The sequence below is a fragment of the Legionella impletisoli genome (assembly GCF_900639875.1).
In the GTDB taxonomy this organism is placed as follows: Bacteria; Pseudomonadota; Gammaproteobacteria; order Legionellales; family Legionellaceae; genus Legionella_A; species Legionella_A impletisoli.
This window is the reverse complement of sequence record NZ_CAAAIA010000001.1, coordinates 317,102-334,683: the sequence shown is the minus strand read 5'-3', so window position 1 is coordinate 334,683 and position 17,582 is coordinate 317,102. Positions and strand designations below refer to the sequence as shown.

The following is a 17,582-nucleotide window of genomic DNA, read 5'->3' as shown; positions in this document are numbered from 1 at the left end:
TTAAAAAAATGGTAAGCATGTGAAAATTTATGCCATATGCGTCATGATAAAAATGATTGGTTATGGAAATTCATCAAACATAGGATATTATCATGTACAAACCGGCCGATTTGCCACTTAATCAACGGGGTGCAGTCTATCATCTTGATTTATTGCCAGAAGAGCTTGCGGATACCGTGATAACGGTTGGCGACCCTTCTCGTGTGCAACTGGTTAGTCAACGATTTGATCGAGTGGAAATTACTCGAATGCATCGCGAGTTTGTTACGCATACTGGGTATCTAGGCGAAAAGCGCATCACCGTATTGTCAACGGGCATTGGGGTCCCGAATATTGATATCGTTATTAATGAATTAGATGCTCTTGCTAATATTGATTTGAAGACAAGAACGCCACGCAATCAGCATAAAACATTAACCATTATTCGATTGGGTACAACCGGGGGCTTAGATCATGCTTGTGTGCCAGGGGATGTATATATTAGCCGCTATGCAATAGGTTTTGGTACCCTACTGAATTATTATCAGCACCAGCCATCAGCAACTCTTAAACAATTACATGCGAATTTACAGATCCATTTAGAGTCAAGATGTGGCTTGTTTTATTTAGCCGAGGCCGATGCGGATTTATTTGAACAGTTTGTGACTCTCGGCGCACCCAGTATTACTGCTACGTGTAATGGATTCTATGGCCCCCAAGGTCGAAGATTACGCATTCCGCTAGCGTATCCGGATCTGTTAGATAAATTAGTATCCTTTGAGTTTGAAGGATACAAAGTGCTTAATTTTGAAATGGAAACAGCAGGTATTTTAGGACTAGGAAGATTGTTTGGACATCGCTGCCTTTCTTTAAGTGTGGTTTTAGCAAACCGAATGACGGGAGAGTTTTCTGAACAAGTGAATGAGAAAGTTGTAGGTTTGATAGATAAAGCACTTCCCTTGTTATAATAAGGTGTTTCAACTATTTTCTAAGTGCATTACATGGTATTATATAATTCCCTCTTGGGTTAAAAAAATAGCTTTTCTACCTGAAGATGTTGGGATTTCACGGGCGTGTTTTACGTTGACAATGGTTTAAATACTTGGTTGTCAAAGAGAAATCAGTTCGTGAAAAAACCAGCATCTTCAGGTAGAATGGATGTATGATTTTCATTTCTTGCATGAGGATGTCAAAGGACCATGGTGTCAGCCAAAGAAGTTACCCCTGTCAATATTGAAGATGAGTTAAAGCAATCCTATTTGGATTATGCAATGAGTGTAATTGTCGGGCGTGCCTTGCCTGATGTTCGAGATGGATTAAAACCTGTCCATCGGCGCGTGCTCTTTGCAATGAGTGAATTAAATAACGATTGGAACAAGCCCTACAAAAAATCAGCGAGAATCGTTGGGGATGTCATCGGTAAGTACCATCCTCATGGTGATACGGCCGTGTACGATACCATCGTTCGAATGGCTCAACCATTTTCAATGCGTTACATGTTGGTGGATGGCCAAGGCAACTTTGGATCGGTTGATGGAGATGCTCCAGCAGCAATGCGTTACACCGAAGTGCGAATGTCAAAACTTGCTCATGCTTTATTAGCGGACTTAGAAAAAGAAACCGTTGATTTTGTCCCGAACTACGATGAAACTGAGTTTGCTCCATCGGTTTTACCCTCCCGTATTCCTAACTTACTAGTCAATGGATCATCCGGTATTGCAGTAGGTATGGCCACTAATATTCCTCCCCATAATTTATCTGAGATCATAGATGCGTGCGTTACCGTGGTTGACAACCCGAATGTTTCTATTGATGAACTAATGGAAATTGTTCCCGGCCCTGATTTTCCTACCGCAGGCATTATTAATGGGCGAGCAGGGATTGTTGAAGCTTATCGCACGGGACGAGGTCGTATACAAATTCGAGCCAAAACCGATATTGAAACGGATGAGGATACTGGGCGGCAAGCCATCATCATTCACGAGCTTCCATATCAAGTTAATAAAGCCAGATTAGTTGAGCGAATTGCTGAATTGGTTCGAGAAAAGAAAATTGAAGGTATATCTGGGTTGCGTGATGAGTCGGATAAGCGAGGTATGCGCGTCGTTATCGAACTTAAGCGCGGTGAAGTGGCGGAAGTGTTGCTTAATAATTTATATGCGCATACCCAAATGCAAACCGTATTTGGAATCAACACAGTCGCTTTGGTTGATGGGCAACCGCGAACCTTAAATTTAAAAGAAATACTCGATTACTTCATTAAACATCGTCGTGAAGTAGTTACTAGAAGGACGATTTTTGAGCTCAAAAAAGCTCGTAATCGTGCACATTTATTAGAAGGGCTTGGCATTGCTCTAGCAAATATTGATGAGATGATTGAACTCATTAAGCAGTCTCCAACCCCGCAAGATGCAAAAGAAAAGTTGCTTTCAAAAGCCTGGCAGCCGGGTCTTGTGAAAGCTATGCTTGAAAAAACAGGAAGCGATGGCTCAAGGCCGGATAATCTTCCTCAGCACTTTGGTTTAAGTGATGAAGGCTATCGTTTATCTCCTGAACAAGCTCAGGCTATACTTGAGCTTCGTTTGCATCGTTTAACTGCATTAGAGCAGGATAAAATTCTTAAAGAATTTGAAGAGCTGCTTGATCTCATTAAAGAGCTACTAGATATTCTTTCTTCTCCTGAGCGATTAATGCAGGTTATCCGCGATGAATTGTTAGAAATGAAACAACAATTTGGTGATGGGCGTCGTACTGAAATCATTGCTTCGCAAGAAGATTTAACTATTGAAGATTTAATCACCGAAGAAGACGTTGTGGTCACAATGTCTCACCAAGGCTATGTAAAATATCAACCGTTATCGGCCTATCAAGCTCAGCGTCGTGGTGGAAAAGGTAAGTTGGCGACGCATGTAAAAGAAGAAGATTTTATTAACCGGTTAGTTGTGGCCAGTACTCATGATACCTTACTGTGCTTTTCGAACTTCGGAAAAGTATATTGGTTAAAAGTGTACGAGCTCCCTTTAGCAAGCCGTATTTCAAGAGGAAAACCTATCATTAATATCCTTCCTTTAGGTGAAGGAGAAACCATCAATGCGATGATGCCTGTTCGTGAATATCAAGAAGGTTGTTTCGTCTTTATGGCAACGAAAAAAGGTACGGTGAAGAAGGTGCCCTTAAACGCATTTAGTCGACCACGATCCAGTGGCATTATTGCTGTCCATTTAGATGAAGATGATAGCCTGGTAGGAGCTGATATGACTGATGGCAATAAAGACGTGATGCTTTTTAGTGACACAGGTAAGGTGATTCGTTTTAATGAGTCGCTCGTACGTCCCATGGGTCGTACAGCTCGAGGAGTTCGTGGCATTCGTCTTGCTGAAAAACAATCGGTCATATCATTGGTTGTTGTTCATGGAGATGGCACCATTTTGACCGCAACGGAATTTGGCTATGGAAAGCGTACGGATATCAGTGAATATCGTATTACAGGCCGCGGTGGGCAAGGGGTTATTTCTATACAAGTTAATGAGCGCAATGGAAAAGTCGTTCGAGCATTACATGTTAGCGAAAATGATGAAGTCATGCTTATCACGGATAAAGGAACGTTGGTTCGTTTTAAAGTAAATGAGCTATCGATTATTGGCCGAAATACCCAAGGGGTTCGTTTAATTAATGTTTCTTCAGGTGAACGTGTGGTTGGTATGCAGCGTATTGAAGAAATACAAGAGGAAGAGCCTGAGGAAAATCCTACGTGTAATTAATACATGCATAATAGACCATATAATTTTAGTGCGGGGCCTTCCATGCTCCCGGACGCCATTTTAAAGGAAGTGCAGAGAGAATTATTAAACTGGCAGGGAACTGGCAAGTCGGTAATGGAAACAGGCCATCGTACTGAAGCCATAAAATCATTAATGAATGAAGCTCAGGATGATTTAAGAGCGCTTTTAAAGATCCCTTCTGAGTATCATGTTTTATTTATTCCAGCCCCGGCTCGGATGCAGTTTTCAATGATTCCTATGAACCTGCTTCAGAATAATAGGGTTGGAGCATATTGGGTTTCAGGCATATGGTCTGAGCTTGCTTTTAATGAAGCTAAAAAAATAGCCGATGCTTGCTGTGTTGGCAGCTCTAAGGCAAATGAGTTTACTAAGGTACCTGAGCTTCATCTAAGCGCTGCTCCAGACAATACTGCATATGTGTACTTCACTCCGAATGAGACCATCAATGGCGTAAAAGTCCCTGTGCCAATGGTTAATATGCCGCTAATTGCCGATATGACCTCATGTCTTTTGACAGAACCTATAAACGTTAGAGATTATGGGCTGATTTTTGCGGGTGCTCAAAAAAATATTTCAATCCCAGGCTTGACAGTTGTAATTCTTCATAACGATATTCTGGCTAACCATCACAATAAGCCTTTGCCAACTATGATGGATTATCAAACGCACATTGCGCATAAATCTCTCTATGCAACACCTCCAGTTTTTAATTGTTATATCGCCCATAAAATGTTTCAGTGGATCAAAACCCAAGGTGGGGTTGATGCGTTATTTATGATGAACCAATTGAAAGCACGCCGATTGTATGAGTTTATTGATGAGTCTTCGTTTTATCATGGTTCGGTTGATGAAAAGGCCCGTTCTATTGTCAATGTTTGTTTTAAATTGATAAATAAAGAACTGGAGGACAATTTTGCCAAACAGGCAGAACAACAGGGCTTACTGGCTTTAAAAGGACACAGAACAGTGGGGGGTCTTAGAGCAAGTTTATATAATGCAATGCCCATGGAAGGAGTGGAAGCGTTAATTCAATTTATGCATCGATATGCTAAGGAACATTCGTGACCAATTCCTATCATTTTATTAGTCACCCGGTTAATACGTTAAAAGGTGATATCACGGTACCAGGTGATAAATCCATTTCTCATCGCGCCATTATGCTTGGTTCTATTGCGAAAGGAACAACTACCATCAGTGGCTTTCTGGAGAGTGAGGATTGCTTAGCAACCATAGCCGCCTTTCGCTCTATGGGTGTTACTATTGAGGGGCCGGTAGCGCAGAAAGTGATCATTCAAGGGGTTGGCAAATATGGTCTTAAAAGTCCTGCAAGCGTTATAGATTGTGGTAATTCAGGAACTACCATGAGGCTAATGGCAGGTTTATTAGCAGCACAATCGTTTGATAGTGAGCTCACCGGCGATAAAAGCTTATTAAAACGACCCATGGAACGTATCGCCCGTCCTTTGATGATGATGGGTGCTGGTATAAAAACTAATGAAGGGAAGCCCCCAATTTTTATCGAAGGTAGCCATACATTACACGGTGTAACTTACGAAATGCCAGAAGCAAGTGCTCAAGTTAAATCATGTCTATTATTAGCTGGTATGTACGCTGAGGGAGAGACTTGTGTAATTGAGTCAGGCATAACAAGAGACCATACGGAACGGATGTTGACGACTTTTTCTTATCCCATTCAAAAACTCGATAACGCCATCATGATTAATAACGCCAGTGAATGTGTTGGAACGGATATTATTGTGCCAGGCGATATTTCTTCCGCTGCCTTTTTTATCGTGGCTGCAACAATAATTCCCGGCTCAGAAATATATATTCGTAATGTAGGTATTAATCCTACTCGCACGGGCGTTATTCAAATTTTGCAAGATATGGGGGCAAACATTACGATACACAATAAACGACTTTGTGGGGAGGAACTCGTTGCAGATTTACATGTTACCTACGCTGAGTTAGAAGGCATTGATATCCCAGGTAATTTAGTTCCTATATCCATTGATGAATTTCCAGCTATTTTTATAGCCGCAGCTTCTGCAAAAGGGCAGACCTTGTTGCATGGAGCAAAAGAGCTAAGATGCAAAGAAAGCGATCGGATTGCTGCAATGGCAGAGGGATTATTACGTTTAGGTATTGAGGCACAAGCACTGGAGGATGGTATATTTATTAAGGGTGGGAGGTTACAAGGAGGTGAGGTAGATAGTCACCATGATCATCGAATTGCTATGGCGTTTGCTATTGCTGGAGCCGTGGCAAATCAGCCAGTAAAAATTAAACACTGTGCCAATGTTGCCACTTCATTTCCGACATTTTTAGATACAGCGAATCAAGTCAGCCTCTCTATTCAATCGAGTAACCACTAGTTCATCAGGATTTATTATGCAAGAACAACATATACCGGTTATTACGATTGATGGTCCTAGTGGTACTGGGAAAGGAACCATCAGCTTAAAATTAGCTCAATATTTAAATTGGCACTATTTGGATAGTGGAGCGCTCTATCGAGTTCTTGCGTATGCTGCTGAAAAGCACAACATTAGATTTGATGATGTTCCCAAGTTAGTAAAACTAGCACGCTCCCTGGATTTACGTTTTGAAATTAAAGAGTCTCAAACCGTTGTTTTGCTGGATGGCGAAGATGTATCGAAAGATATTCGATCTGAATCTTGTGGGCAGAATGCATCAAAGCTCGCATCGATTCAAGAAGTAAGAGAAGCATTATTAAATCGGCAACGTAATTTCGCAAAGCCTCCAGGGTTAGTGACGGATGGTCGTGATATGGGCACGGTGGTGTTTCCTGAAGCCGATCTAAAACTCTATTTGTATGCGAGTGCAGAAGAAAGGGCGTATCGACGATATAAACAGTTGAAAGACAAAGGAAATAATGTTAGCCTCGCGCAGGTTGTCGAAGAATTACAGAAGCGTGACGAAAGGGATACAGCTCGTTCGCATTCACCCTTAAAGCCAGCCGAAAATTCGGTTTTAATTGATACAACCAGACTAAATATTGTACAAGTATTCAACAATGTATTACAATTAGCATTACAGCGAATTAATAATCGCAGTTGAATAATTCGAATAATAAACGGATAATTTGCCCTTTCTAATAGCGGAATCGGCAAAAATAGTTTATTATTTGTTTTTTTGTGCAAAAAAATTAGTCGAAACGTACGCTTTTAACGTACGTATTGGGGGGAAAAAGAGAGGATCTCTGATTCCATTTGTTTACTAAAGAGTTTATTAACATGTCTGAAAGTTTTAAAGAGTTATTTGAGAAGAGCATTGCAGGAGCCCAGTTTTATCCCGGTGCCATTATTAACGCAAAAGTCATCGATATTGATGAGGATTACGTCACGTTAAATGCGGGTTTAAAATCTGAAGGTATCGTTGCCATTGAAGAATTCCAAGATAAAAATGGTGACTTGGAAATTAACGTAGGCGATACCGTTGAAGTGGCCCTAGATTCGGTGGAAGATGGGCACGGGGAAACCGTGTTATCTCGCGAAAAGGCGAAGCGCCAAGAAGCATGGCGTAAATTATCTAAGTCTCATGAAAATAATGAGACCGTTACTGGATTGATTTCTGGTAAAGTCAAAGGTGGCTTTACGGTTGAAATCGGCTCAATTCGTGCTTTCTTACCTGGCTCTTTAGTGGATGTCAGACCTGTACGTGATCCTTCTTATCTGGAAGGCAAAGAGCTTGAATTTAAAGTTATCAAGATGGATCTCAAGCGCAACAACATTGTAGTTTCACGCCGCGCAGTGGTTGAAGAGGAAAGCAGTGCAGATCGCCAAGCACTTCTTGAATCGCTTCATGAAGGTCAAGTCCTTAACGGAATTGTTAAAAACCTCACAGATTACGGTGCATTTATTGATCTAGGTGGTATTGATGGCTTGTTGCATATTACCGATATTTCCTGGAAACGTGTTAAACATCCAAGTGAAGTATTAAGTGTCGGACAAGATGTTAAAGTTAAAGTACTAAGTTTTGATAGCGATAGAAATCGCGTTTCACTTGGTATGAAACAACTTGGCAATGATCCTTGGGTTGATTTGGTTGAACGTTATCCTATCGGCAAACGATTGGAAGGAAAGGTAACCAATATCACCGATTACGGCTGCTTTGTTGAAATCGAAGAGGGTGTTGAAGGATTAGTTCATATGTCTGAAATGGATTGGACTAATAAGAACGTTCACCCCAGCAAGGTTGTTTCAGTAGGTGATGAAGTTGAAGTCATGGTCCTTGAAATTGACGAAGAACGCCGTCGTATTTCTTTAGGTATGAAGCAATGCGTGGGTAACCCTTGGCAAGAATTCTCCAAAGCTCATAGCAAAGGTGAAAAAGTTACCGGCAAAATTCGCTCAATCACTGATTTTGGTATCTTTATAGGTTTAGAAGGGGATATTGATGGATTGGTACATTTGTCAGATATCTCTTGGGATGTTCCTGGCGAAGAAGCAGTAAAACAATATAAGAAAGGCCAGGAGTTAGAAGCCGTTATCTTAGCAATTGATGCGGATCGCGAGCGTATCTCACTCGGTTTGAAGCAGTTAGAAAGCGATACCTTTACAACCTATATTGAAGAGCATGGTAAAGGCTCTGTTGTATCAGGAAAAGTTACGGCTGTTGATCCAAAATCCGTAGTGGTTGAATTGGCTAATGATGTTTTTGGAACCATTAGTGCCAGCGACTTATCGGAAGAAAAAGTAACCGATGCCACCGCCATCATTAAAGAAGGCGACGAAGTTGAAGCGAAAATTGTAAATATTGATCGCAAAAACCGTAATATTAAACTTTCAGTGAAAGCTAAAGACGCGCAAGATCATGCTGAAGCCATCAAGAAGTATTCTCGTACGGGTGAAGCAACAGCGACATTGGGCGACTTGTTGAAAGAAAAAATGGCAACGAAAGAGGATGAATAATCCTCTTCTCATAAAAAAAGCGTAGTTTACTACGCTTTTTTTATATTTTTCGTCTTCATAAATAATCAAACAGGCCCTAAGCCTTTATACCCAAAATGTAGTTTTTTAAAAAGCTCGTAATTTGTGACTAAGCGCGATATGCTTAGCACAATTTAGCCTATTGGAATTCCTTAATAAGAATAAGGATTATTTAATGCGGATATTAATGATTATCGTTTATCTGATAATAATTCTATTTGGTGTAAGCTTTGCTGTATTAAATGCGAAGCCTGTCCTTATAAATTTTTATTTCACTACCTTTCAAATGCCCATATCCGTTTTAATTACATTGACTCTCGGACTGGGTGTTGTGATCGGGGCTCTTTTATTATTATCTAAATATTGGCGATTAAAATTAGAACATCATAAACTAAAAAGCCAACTTAAATTGACTGAAAAGGAAATTAAAAATTTGCGTGCTATTCCGCTGAAAGATCAGCACTGATTGGATCAACTAACGGCTCGATTATTAAATTCTGATTTATTCAAGTGTTTAGATGAGAGCAGTACAGTATCCAATATTTTAGGCAATACAGGCGGGAATTGCCGAATTACGGTAAATGTTTCACGGGAGATCATTGATGATTAATTTGTGGCCATTATTACTGCCTGCCGCGGCTTGGTCGGGTTGGTGGGTTGCAAACCGTAACTATACAAATAAAAGTGCTGGCTCAGGAAGTAACTTCTCCAGAGAGTATGTCGTTGGGTTGAATTATTTATTAAATGAACAGCCTGATAAAGCCGTGGATGTCTTCATTAAGTTACTGGAGGTGGATAGCGATACCGTTGAAACGCATTTAGCGCTGGGAAGTTTATTTCGAAGACGAGGCGAAGTCGATCGCGCGATACGAATCCATCAAAATCTAATTGCACGACCTCAATTGAGTCTGCTTCAACGTAAAGAAGCGTTGATGGCTTTAGGCCAGGATTACATGAGTGCTGGAGTATTTGACCGAGCTGAACGGATCTTCACTGAAGTGGTTGAGCTTGGTGGTACACGGGAAACAAGCAGCCTTCATGGCTTATTAGCTATTTACCAGCAGGAAAAAGCTTGGGAAAAAGCGCTGGACATTATAAGAAAGCTCGAAGATTCAACGGGTAATAGCATGCATGCGCAGGCGGCGCATTACTACTGTGAAATAGCAACCCAATGCCTTAAGCAAGGCGCATACGATAAAGCCTTTAGCGCCATCAAACAAGCATTCATGACGGATAAAGAGTCGGTCCGTGCTAGTTTAATGCTTGCGAATCTTGAAATGAAAAACGGTCGATACAAACAAGCCATTAAGGCATTGAAACGCGTGCCCGAACAAGATCCTGAATTTTTAACTGAGATCATTGAGCCGCTGGTGCATTGTTATCGTGAATTAAATGCCATGAATGAATGTGTCTATTACTTAGAGCAAACCTTAGCGGAATTTCCGCGTGCTTCGGTGATTTTTGTTGTAGGTGAATATTTACGTCAGGAAAAAAATACAGATTTCGCCATTGACTTCGTATCCAACCAATTAAGTCGACATCCATCCATACGCGGACTAAATCGGCTAATTTGTTGGCATTTGGAATCAGCACACGGTAAAGTACGTGAAAAATTGCAGATGCTATATGATATCACCAGCAAATTTTTGGATAATAAACCCATCTACCGCTGTGGCCAATGTGGATATGGAGGTAAACTCTTGCATTGGCAATGTCCAAGTTGCAAACAGTGGGGCAGAATGAAACCCATTCATGGTTTAGAAGGAGATTAAACTTAAATATTTACTCTTATGCTTTATCCCTTCAAGAAACAAACTCTGGAAACAAAATGACTCCAAAACTCATCATCGCACTGGATTATAACAGTGATATCAATGCTTTATCTTTTGTGGAGCAGTTAGATCCCGCTCTCACTGCTTTAAAAATTGGGAGTGAACTTTATACCTATTATGGTCCAAGATTTGTTAAAAAAATTATAGCGAAAGGGTTTAAAGTTTTTCTGGATTTAAAATTCCATGATATTCCAAATACAGTCGCTGCAGCCTGTAAAGCCTCAGCAGATCTTGGTGTTTGGATGCTAAACGTTCATGCCGCAGGTGGTTTTAAGATGATGCATGCAGCTAAACGAGCGCTTGATGAATATGGCTCCGAACGTCCTATCTTGATAGCCGTCACTGTTTTGACCAGCATGAGTGAGCCAGAACTTAAGGATATTGGGATTGTAACCTCGCTACAACAACACGTTGTAAAATTGGCGAAGTTAGCTAAATCGGCAGAATTAGATGGGGTTGTCTCATCTGCTCATGAAGTAAAAGCTGTTAAGGAGGCTTGTGGTTTAGACTTTCTGACGATTACTCCAGGAATTCGATTGCCCTCCAGTGGCCAAGACGATCAAACACGCATTGTGACTCCTGAAGCGGCAGTACAAGCTGGTAGTGACTTTTTAGTTGTTGGCCGACCCATAACGAAAGCAGAAAACCCCAATTTAGTTATCAATCAAATTATTTCAATGCAAGGCTCGTAATGGATAAGGCATTGCAGTGTTACTATTTACACCAATTAGGCATTGAACCCTGGACTTTACGTGAAAAGGCCAATCACGGACAGGCACTTCGCCAGCTTGAAAAAATAGTTCACTCCTGCGTGAAATGTGAACTTCATAAAACGCGAACTCATGCCGTATTTGCACGTGGCAATTTAGAGGCCAAACTTATGATCGTGGGTGAAGCTCCAGGCTATCATGAGGACAAGCAAGGACAACCATTTGTTGGTAAAGCGGGGATGCTGTTAAACAAAATGTTGCAAAGTGTTGGATTGTCACCGGAAGAAGTTTACATTGCGAATGTTTTAAAATGTCGACCACCAAGTAACCGTGACCCCTCTGTTGATGAAATTTCAGCCTGTGAGTCTTATCTTAAGGAGCAAATCGCATTAGTTAATCCATGCGTCATTCTTGGGGTAGGTAAATTTGCCGGTCAATTTTTAACGAATACGAAACTTCCCCTAAATAAAATGCGTCAACAGGTTCACGAATATGGTGGTATATCGGTTTTCATTAGTTTTCATCCGGCTTATCTTCTTCGAAATCCTCTTGATAAAAAGAAAGCTTATCTTGATTTGTTAAGCGTTAAACAATTATTAAAAAAGTTTGCATGTTAAGTCATCGTGGTTATAGCCTCATTGAGCTATTAGTTGCACTCGGAGTGTTTGCCGCGATTTTATTTGCTGCAATACCCTCTTTTGAAGGTACATTTAAAAAAAATAATCTTCAAATACGAATCGATGACGTCAAAAGAATCATTCATTACGCACGATTTAAGGCGCTCACAGAGGGTAAGGCATTACGACTAGTGCCGGTTAATCATCAGAATTGGTCCGAGGGAGTTAAACTTATCGAAAGCGGCCGAATAGACGAAACCAAGGCAGCGTCTTTGCATGAATGGCGCTGGAATTCCCCACGGATTACCGTGAATTGGCATGGGTTTCAATCAAATGAGTATCTTACGTTTTCTCCTACCGTTAATGATCAGGTAGCCAATGGTTACTTTGAAGTCAGTAATGGCACACAAACCTATAAGCTTATTTTAAATCGCATTGCGAGAATAAAAGTTGATGCTATTCTTCAGGGGAAACATATCTAAATTTGACCCTTGCGCACCCGCCTACTTGCCACTGGCAGCTCCCTAATCTGTCTTGTTAATAAAGAACCTACTGGAATGGTCTATGCAAGGCCATAGTGTTCTATAATTGGTATATATGGTCATTGTTTTTGGAAGTATGATATGCGAGAAAAGTTAATGGCCGGATTCACACTGGTTGAGTTTATGACCGTTTTGGCCATCGCAGCCATTTTCACAACATTGGTTGTTCCTGGGTATAAAGCAGTTATTCAGAATAATAAAGTAGTAAGCGCTACGAATAAATTATCAGCCAGCTTACAAACTGCCCGAATGGAAGCCATCAAAAGAGGGATTACTGTTGCAGTTTGCCCAACTGCTAATGCAGCATTTAACGCTTGTGGTACAAATTCACAATGGGCTAATGGTTGGATTGTGTTTCTGGATGCTGATAAAGATAACACAATTGATTCTAGCAGTGATTTAATCAAAGTTTCTCAAGAATTTGCTGATGATGCACAAATTACTTCTTCAAGTAGCATTGTTAGTTATGATAGCAGCGGCTTTGTAACCTCAGGTGCAACAAGTTTTTCATTAAAGACGACGGGATGTACTGGGAATAATGCGCGAATCGTTAGTGTTTCTTCTAGTGGGCGAGTCAGTATCGCAGTTGCTGCGTGCAATTAAAAAGACATACACTAGCTCATTGTTGGCGAATATCTAAATCAGGCCGCTTCATTAAACTACTTTAATGAGGCAGCCCCAGGGCAAGATCATACCATTTTGAACTAAATTTGAAGTCAGTTCATCCTGCGAATTGTGTCATTCCTGCGCAGGCAGGAATCCATTTCTCAACCTGGTACATCACTTTGTTTTCCAGATGGATCCCCGACTGCTCGGGGATGACATAACTTGGATTATAAAAAAGCAAAGTATGCGTTTTCCCTGGAGGCAGCCCTGATATCTAAACTTCGAAAGTGGAAAAAATAGTAGAGGAAAGGTAAGATAGCGCTATCATTTTTGTCTAGTATTCTACTATGCCACCAAATCCAGACTCACTGCTTAAGGTGAACAGTGAACCACCAAGCGGTTTAACTTGTTGGATAAATAGCACCGACTCCTTAACTGAACAACTTAAAACACAAACGGGCGATGCCTGTCTTCAGCTATTGCGACAAGAATGGTGCCTTCCTAACTGGTGGGATAAACAGGTGTTACATATTCAGGATAAATGGGTCATGCATCGTGAAATTTTAATGCATTCCCATCAATATACCTGCTGGTATGCGCGAACTATTGTGCCAGAGAAAAGCTATAAAAATAATGCGTGTTTTTTTAATCGTTTAAATAAAGAACCACTTACCAACTTAATTTTTAATAACTCTTCAGTAGAGCGTGTATCTTTTATCCGTTATCCAATTACCTCTGAGACCATAGAATATTACTGGCTTGAAGACTTCATGCACCAACATCAGCTTGTCCTTTGGGCGAGGTTGGCAGAATATAAAATTCATGCGGTTGATTCTTTTTATTTGCTCGAGCTCTTACTTCCTGATCTTCTAGAGTGTGCGGTATGAAAGTAGGTGCTTATTTAAGGTTAATGCGTTTTGATAAGCCGGTTGGAACGTTGCTTTTGTGGCTTCCTACTGCCTGGGCTTTATGGATATCGAACCAGGGTAAACCCGCACCTAATCTTTTATTTATTTTCTTATTCGGCACGATTATCATGCGTGCCGCAGGTTGTGTGATCAATGACATTGCCGATAGAGATATTGATAAATACGTTAAACGCACCAAGCTTCGCCCGTTAACTCATGGTGAAATTTCACTTAAGGAAGCATTTATCATACTCATTGCGTTACTTTCAGTAGCGCTCTTGATTCTCTTGCAATTACCTTATCACTGCTTTTTTTACGCGTTAATGGCGTTAGGTATTACTATTCTATATCCCTTTTGCAAACGCATTATACAAGCTCCTCAGCTAGTTCTAGGCATCGCTTTTTCAATGGCAATCCCAATGGTTTATTGTGCCTCAGGAGCAGTCATGAGCACTCAAATGATGATTTTAATGGTGTTAAATACGATCTGGATTATTTCCTATGACACCATGTACGCTATGGTGGATCGCGCGGATGATTTACAAATTGGCGTGCGCTCCACCGCTATTTTATTTGCTCATTATGATAGGTTTATCATTTTTGTATTACAAAGTTTTTTTCATATGTTATGGCTTTATTTAGCAATAAAGGCCAATTTATCTTCACCTTTTTATATTGCTTGGTTTATAGGAATAGGAGTTTTGACTTATCTTCAATATTTAGTGAATACGCGTAATGAAATGGCTTGCTTTCAAGCGTTTTTAATGAATGTCTGGTATGGTGTAGTTATGTGGGTTGGCTTGATTATGGCTTATTAAAGGAGTGATAAAGGATGTTTAAATATCATAAGGATTTGATTTGTTATAATCAGACTGATATTGCACACGATCAAGATAACTTATTTTTTTTAGATAAGCACAGCACAAACGAAGGTACGTGGGGGTTATTTCAACTAACGGGCGGGGAGATAGAATTTATTTTTGTGGATGGTGAAGGACATGAGTTGTCGCGCCATTACTTAAACCCCATCGAAGCTCCTGTATTTATTCCCCCTGCAGCGTGGCATAAAATCCAACCGATTAGTGAAGCATTCTATGGCAATCTTGAATTTTATTGTAAACCACACCGTTATTTTAGTAAAAAACATCGTTTAAACGAGGTTCACAGCGATTTACTTTATGTGTATCAGAGTTATTTACAGGATCAAGGGCCCTTAGATATTTTGGATATTGGCTGTGGGGTAGGGCGAAATGCTTTATTTTTAGCTCTCCAAGGGCATAGCGTTCATGGTATTGATATCAACGAATCGAGTTTACGTCAGTTGATGCATATTGCGCATCAAGAAAAATTAAGTAACATGACCACCTCATTGCATGATCTTAATCAACCCATGATGTTAAATGATAGGACTTATGATTGGATAATATCCACTGTGAGTCTGCAATTTCTTCAATCCACACGCATTCCTTCATTGCTTTCTGAACTGCAACAAGCAACACGCCCCCAGGGCGTGCATTTTTTAGTCTTCCCGATTGAGTCTGAAAATTTTACCTTACCTTCATCATTTACATTCATGCCTGAAAGCGAGGAATTGCTCCATTTTTATCAAGATCAAGGCTGGGCTATTTTAGAATATAAAGAAACGGTTGGTCGCTTGCATCGTCTTGATGAATTTGGTAGGCCTATACAAGGGATTTTTGGGCATTTATTAGCACAAAAGCCAGCAGCCTGAGATTATTCGGATCGAATGCGCTATGCGGCTGTTATTATGTGTTGCAAGATAGAAAGCAGGTTTTTTCATATCATCCAACAACGGTTTACTGAATTCCTCACATAAAGCGCGCGGAGCATAGACATTTTTGTTTTATTTAATGCTATTCGATGCGATTACCTTGCTGGAGTATAGACCTAGACTTAGTGTGATAACTATGTTGAAATTTAATAGAAGAAATTTTTCAAATCTGTAAAGGGGGGTACCATGAAAAAATTAATACTGCCTGTGATTTTAAGTTCGATTCCCTCCGTAGTTTTGGCTGAAAGTGCATGTGGCTATTTGCATATCTCTATTCAAAATTACACTGGTGGAGTTTGTAAGCTCCAAGCGGCTAATGTGATGAGCGGGTCTTTGGTCTCGGGTCAAGTTCCAAAACTCATTTACAATGGCGAGATGTCATCAAGTTTTCAAATGCAGCAAGGCTATTTTTCAGGCCCAGCAATTCAGTTGATTTATAATTGCAAAAATAAATCGATTTCACTGACCTCTAAACAAAATCTTTGCTTTTTAGCAGCAGGGGGTATTACTGGAGATGTGAACACGGCGAATAATCTTCATGCTAGATATCTTCCCTATGAGGGAAGTTATTGGTCTTCTAAGCCGGGTGCTATAGTCTGGACCATTGTTTAAAAAAGGTTCTGTCTCCTACTTGCTGTGGCTTTGACCGAAGTACCCATCGGTTTTGCTGCTCCTAGCATGGATGCTGTGCTTAAAGCACAGCAGGTCAGGACTTATGGGCTGCGTCCTATCTGCTTACGGCTTAATCGCGGCACCCCAGTCATTCCTACTTGCTTCGGCTTTGACCGAAGTATCCAGAGGTTTTGAGGACTCCTAGTATGGATACTGTGCTTAAAGCACAGTACGTAGGTAATTATGCTCTATATCTTGACCACAGATCCTATTCCGACTCTGTGGCTTTGACCGAAGCATTCATCAGTTTTGAGGCTCATATCATGATTGCTGTGCTTAAAGCACGGCAGGTCGGGACTTATGGATTGCGTCCTATCTGCTTATAGCTTGATCGTGGCAACCCAGTCATTCCTACTTGCTTCGGCTTTGACCGAAGCATCCAGAGGTCTTGAAGGCTCCTAGCATGGATACTGTGCTTAAAGCACAGTACGTAGGTAATTATGCTCTACTTGCTCAGGCTTTGATCGCGGCATGAAGTTTGGATTAAACAATTTCAGTTTCGCTTAACGATTTTTCTACTAAAAGTTCTTCGAAGTTTGCAATTACTTGATCCGCATTTTTTAATTCCTGTTGACGATGCGTGGTGGCTAAAGCCGTAACCTTTAAACCCGCTTTTTTTGCAGCTTCGATTCCGTAAGGAGAATCTTCAAACGCTTGGCAATATTTGGGTAAAACACCCAGACGGCTTATGGTGAGAAGATAGCCTTCTGGAGAAGGTTTCCCATACTGAATTTCTTCAGAAGTGACTATGACATCAAAATAATGGGTGAGATTTCCTGATTTAAACCGCTCAAGAACGGGAAGGAGTTCCGTTTTTGTTGAGCCAGTGCAAATGGCTATTTTTATAGCTGCTTTACGCAAGTTTAAAAGATATTGTTCAACACCTGGAATGAACGGTAATTTATTGCGACTATTAATGAGATAAGCATAACTTTCAATTTTTTTATCCAGCAGTTGATTGACTTCTTTTGGAGAAAGGTAATGGCCTTTGCTCATCAATAACTGTGGAAACATTTCTTTATCAGATAACCCAAGATAATCCGTCATATAGTCGGTATAGCTAAGCGATATGCCTATGGTTTTTAATGCCATACAGCATGCTTCATAATGAAGAGGCTCGCTGTCTAAAATAACTCCATCAAAGTCAAATATCACCGCTTCCAGCATGGTAGTCTTGGTTTTCATTAAGT

At 40.5% G+C, this 17,582-nt stretch carries 18 protein-coding genes; 17 read left to right on the top strand and 1 reads right to left on the bottom strand.

Annotation, left to right across the window (positions count from 1 at the left end; translation table 11 throughout):
* Window positions 1-92 precede the first annotated feature (92 nt).
* From E1O41_RS01585 to E1O41_RS01505, 17 genes are all read left to right on the top strand, one after another.
* A complete protein-coding gene (locus E1O41_RS01585) occupies window positions 93-947 on the top strand; it encodes a nucleoside phosphorylase (protein WP_131775551.1) in 855 nt (284 codons plus the stop codon).
* Window positions 948-1,178: 231 nt separating this feature from the next.
* Complete coding sequence (gene gyrA / locus E1O41_RS01580; protein WP_131775550.1) at window positions 1,179-3,740, top strand: DNA gyrase subunit A; 2,562 nt, start codon at window positions 1,179-1,181, stop codon at window positions 3,738-3,740.
* A gap of 3 nt (window positions 3,741-3,743) precedes the next feature.
* A complete protein-coding gene (gene serC, locus E1O41_RS01575) occupies window positions 3,744-4,826 on the top strand; it encodes a 3-phosphoserine/phosphohydroxythreonine transaminase (RefSeq protein ID WP_131775549.1) in 1,083 nt (360 codons plus the stop codon).
* Window positions 4,823-6,136 (top strand): 3-phosphoshikimate 1-carboxyvinyltransferase, encoded by a 1,314-nt coding sequence (aroA, locus tag E1O41_RS01570; protein ID WP_131775548.1) that lies wholly within the window; start codon window positions 4,823-4,825, stop codon window positions 6,134-6,136. The genes serC and aroA overlap by 4 nt, the downstream gene beginning before the upstream one ends.
* A 16-nt stretch (window positions 6,137-6,152) precedes the next feature.
* A complete protein-coding gene (gene cmk / locus E1O41_RS01565; RefSeq protein ID WP_131775547.1) occupies window positions 6,153-6,842 on the top strand; it encodes a (d)CMP kinase in 690 nt (229 codons plus the stop codon).
* A 176-nt stretch (window positions 6,843-7,018) separates the two neighbouring features.
* A complete protein-coding gene (rpsA, locus tag E1O41_RS01560) occupies window positions 7,019-8,695 on the top strand; it encodes a 30S ribosomal protein S1 (protein WP_131775685.1) in 1,677 nt (558 codons plus the stop codon).
* Between the two features lie 193 nt (window positions 8,696-8,888).
* The gene (locus tag E1O41_RS01555) at window positions 8,889-9,179 is read left to right on the top strand and encodes a LapA family protein (RefSeq protein ID WP_131775546.1); all 291 of its coding nucleotides are present in this window, start codon (window positions 8,889-8,891) and stop codon (window positions 9,177-9,179) included.
* Between the two features lie 136 nt (window positions 9,180-9,315).
* Window positions 9,316-10,485, top strand: a complete 1,170-nt coding sequence (gene lapB / locus E1O41_RS01550; RefSeq protein ID WP_131775545.1) for a lipopolysaccharide assembly protein LapB — start codon at window positions 9,316-9,318, stop codon at window positions 10,483-10,485.
* Between the two features lie 56 nt (window positions 10,486-10,541).
* Window positions 10,542-11,237, top strand: a complete 696-nt coding sequence (gene pyrF / locus E1O41_RS01545; protein WP_131775544.1) for an orotidine-5'-phosphate decarboxylase — start codon at window positions 10,542-10,544, stop codon at window positions 11,235-11,237.
* A complete protein-coding gene (locus tag E1O41_RS01540) occupies window positions 11,237-11,872 on the top strand; it encodes a uracil-DNA glycosylase (RefSeq protein WP_131775543.1) in 636 nt (211 codons plus the stop codon). The genes pyrF and E1O41_RS01540 overlap by 1 nt, the downstream gene beginning before the upstream one ends.
* Window positions 11,866-12,354, top strand: coding sequence for a pilus assembly FimT family protein (locus E1O41_RS01535; RefSeq protein ID WP_131775542.1), 489 nt, complete (start codon window positions 11,866-11,868; stop codon window positions 12,352-12,354). The genes E1O41_RS01540 and E1O41_RS01535 overlap by 7 nt, the downstream gene beginning before the upstream one ends.
* Window positions 12,355-12,495: 141 nt before the next feature.
* A complete protein-coding gene (locus E1O41_RS01530) occupies window positions 12,496-13,017 on the top strand; it encodes a GspH/FimT family pseudopilin (protein WP_131775541.1) in 522 nt (173 codons plus the stop codon).
* Window positions 13,018-13,367: 350 nt separating this feature from the next.
* Window positions 13,368-13,907, top strand: coding sequence for a chorismate--pyruvate lyase family protein (locus E1O41_RS01525; RefSeq protein WP_131775540.1), 540 nt, complete (start codon window positions 13,368-13,370; stop codon window positions 13,905-13,907).
* Window positions 13,904-14,746 carry a 4-hydroxybenzoate octaprenyltransferase gene (gene ubiA / locus E1O41_RS01520; protein WP_131775539.1) on the top strand — a complete coding sequence of 281 codons (843 nt, stop codon included), beginning with the start codon at window positions 13,904-13,906 and terminating at the stop codon, window positions 14,744-14,746. The genes E1O41_RS01525 and ubiA overlap by 4 nt, the downstream gene beginning before the upstream one ends.
* A 14-nt stretch (window positions 14,747-14,760) precedes the next feature.
* Complete coding sequence (gene tehB, locus E1O41_RS01515; RefSeq protein ID WP_131775538.1) at window positions 14,761-15,660, top strand: SAM-dependent methyltransferase TehB; 900 nt, start codon at window positions 14,761-14,763, stop codon at window positions 15,658-15,660.
* A gap of 246 nt (window positions 15,661-15,906) precedes the next feature.
* Window positions 15,907-16,332, top strand: a complete 426-nt coding sequence (locus E1O41_RS01510; protein WP_131775537.1) for a hypothetical protein — start codon at window positions 15,907-15,909, stop codon at window positions 16,330-16,332.
* A gap of 206 nt (window positions 16,333-16,538) precedes the next feature.
* Window positions 16,539-16,718 (top strand): hypothetical protein, encoded by a 180-nt coding sequence (locus tag E1O41_RS01505; RefSeq protein ID WP_131775536.1) that lies wholly within the window; start codon window positions 16,539-16,541, stop codon window positions 16,716-16,718.
* 157 nt (window positions 16,719-16,875) lie between these two features.
* Here E1O41_RS01505 and E1O41_RS01500 read toward each other — a convergent pair whose 3' ends face one another.
* Complete coding sequence (locus E1O41_RS01500) at window positions 16,876-17,577, bottom strand: HAD family hydrolase (protein WP_229669292.1); 702 nt, start codon at window positions 17,575-17,577, stop codon at window positions 16,876-16,878.
* Window positions 17,578-17,582 lie beyond the last annotated feature (5 nt).